The 2,021-nt window shown below is 70.8% G+C and carries 2 protein-coding genes; both read right to left on the bottom strand.

The features are described 5' to 3' along the window. Window positions 1-620 (bottom strand): arginase family protein (locus tag ACTHJJ_RS11470; protein WP_440303076.1); only part of this gene is annotated, 620 nt, incomplete at its 3' end. A gap of 28 nt (window positions 621-648) precedes the next feature. Further along, window positions 649-1,902 carry a saccharopine dehydrogenase family protein gene (locus tag ACTHJJ_RS11465; RefSeq protein ID WP_440303075.1) on the bottom strand — a complete coding sequence of 418 codons (1,254 nt, stop codon included), beginning with the start codon at window positions 1,900-1,902 and terminating at the stop codon, window positions 649-651. Window positions 1,903-2,021 lie beyond the last annotated feature (119 nt).

Here is a 2,021-nt window from a genome sequence, read left to right as displayed (position 1 = left end):
ATCTGTTGGTCGGCCATCCAGTCCATAGTCTCTGGAGGTGGGCAGTTTCCCCTCAGGCCCAACTGGATGTACCGGTCCCCACGCAGCGCGCCCGACTCGATGAGGCGCCGCATCGGCTGCCCGTGGCCCCACAGCGACCCGAACTCGATGTCACCCGTGTCGGCGTGCGCGTCGAAGTGGATCATCGACACCCGGCCGTGGCCGAGGACGTTCGCGACGCCCTTCGCGTCGGGGAAGGCGATCGAGTGGTCACCGCCAAGCACGACCGGGATCGCTCCCGACCTCGCGACCCTCTCGACCGCGGCCTCGAGCACGCCCAGCGCCGCGACGATGTCGCCGGGCGGCATCTCGACGTCACCCGCGTCGAAGACCCGCAGGTCGACGAGACCGTCGGTCCGCAGCGCGAGCGAGGGCCGCGACCCGTCGTGCGGCAGGTAGTCGGTCATCCGGATCGCCTGCGGCCCGAAACGGGTCCCGGGCCGGTGGGAGGTGCCCCCGTCGAAAGGGGCACCGACGATCACGACGTCGGCAGCGGCATACGTCGCCTCGTCGTCGAGGTCACAGCGCGGCACCCCGAGGAAGGTGATGTCGGGACCGAACTGCGCGCCATACCTCGTCATCGGCGGGCCACCACAGCGTCAGCGCGCGTCACCGGTCCTCCAGCCCCCACGGGGCCCCGTAGCCCTTCGGCTTCTCCGCCGCGAGCAGGTCGAGGAACGGCACGGCGTCGAAGGCCTCCGGCCCGAGGACGCCGGCACCCGACCAGACGCCTTGGGCCAGAAGCTCAAGCGCGACAACGGGATTCAGGGCGGTCTGCCACACGACGCACTGCGCGCCGTACTCCGCCATCGAGACCTCGTTGTCCGCGACGTGGTAGAGGTAGGTGCGCCGCGGCTGCCCGTCGCGGCCGGTCCCGGTCACCCAGAGACCGGCGCACGTCTTGCCCGTCATCCGCGGCCCGATCGTCGCCGGGTCGGGCAGGCAGGCGGCGACGACGTCGCGCGGGGACACCTCGACGCCGCCGACGCGGACCTTCTCGGTCCGGTCGAGGCCGAGCGTGTTGAGCGTCTTGAGCACCCCGATGAACTCGTCGCCGAGCCCGTACTTGAAGGTGACCCGCTGCGCGTCCAGCCAGCGCGGCATGAGGAGGACCTCCTCGTGCTCGACGTTGACGCACTCGACCGGCCCGATCCCCTCGGGGAACTCGAAGACCTCCGGCTCGCTGAACGGCTCGGTCGTGAACCAGCCACGGCCCTTCTCCCACACCACCGGCGGGTTGAGGCACTCCTCGATCGTCGTCCAGATCGAGAAGCTCGGCGCGAAGATCTCGTTGCCGTCGTCGTCGTGGACGGCGAGGTTCGCGCCGTCGCGGGTGCCGAGCCCCTCGATCTCGGAGAACAGGTGGTCGGCCGCGTAGCGCGCGAAGATGTCGGACAGGCCCGGCTCGACGCCGATGCCGACGAGGGCGAGCCGTCCCTCGGCCTCCCACGCCGCGGCGTCGGCGAACTGCTCGTCACCGAGCTTGACCCCGACCAGCGAATACGGCTGCGAGTCATGCCGTTTCGACAGGCTCATCGCCATGTCGAGGTAGTCGGCGCCAGCCGCCCGGGCGCCCTGGAAGACCGGCATGACGAAGCGTGGGTCCACTGCGTTCAGGACGTGGGTCGCCCCGTGCTCGCGCGCGAGCGCGCTCACGGCGTCCGGGTCGGACGCGTCGACCTGGGCCGCGCAGAACCGCTCCGACCGGATGGAGGTATGCCGCTGAGCCACCTCCCGCACGGCCTGCTCCGCGCGCCCGAGGTCGTAGTCCGCGACGACCCAGCGATCGAAGAACTCCCGCTCGGCGGCGATCTTCGCTGCGGCGGCGCCGACGCCGCCCGCTCCGATCATGAGGACCCTCATGCTGCGACCTTCCGGTTGCGCCGCGACGTGACGAGCTGCGCGGCGATGACGACGAACAGGGCGACGAGGAACATCACCGTGCCGATGACGTTGATCTGCACCGGCGTGCCGCGCTGCGC

It is taken from the genome of Intrasporangium sp. (assembly GCF_051961875.1).
GTDB lineage: Bacteria > Actinomycetota > Actinomycetes > Actinomycetales > Dermatophilaceae > Intrasporangium_A.
Note: the sequence above shows the minus strand (reverse complement) of the source record. Positions and strands in the feature narration are given on the sequence as shown.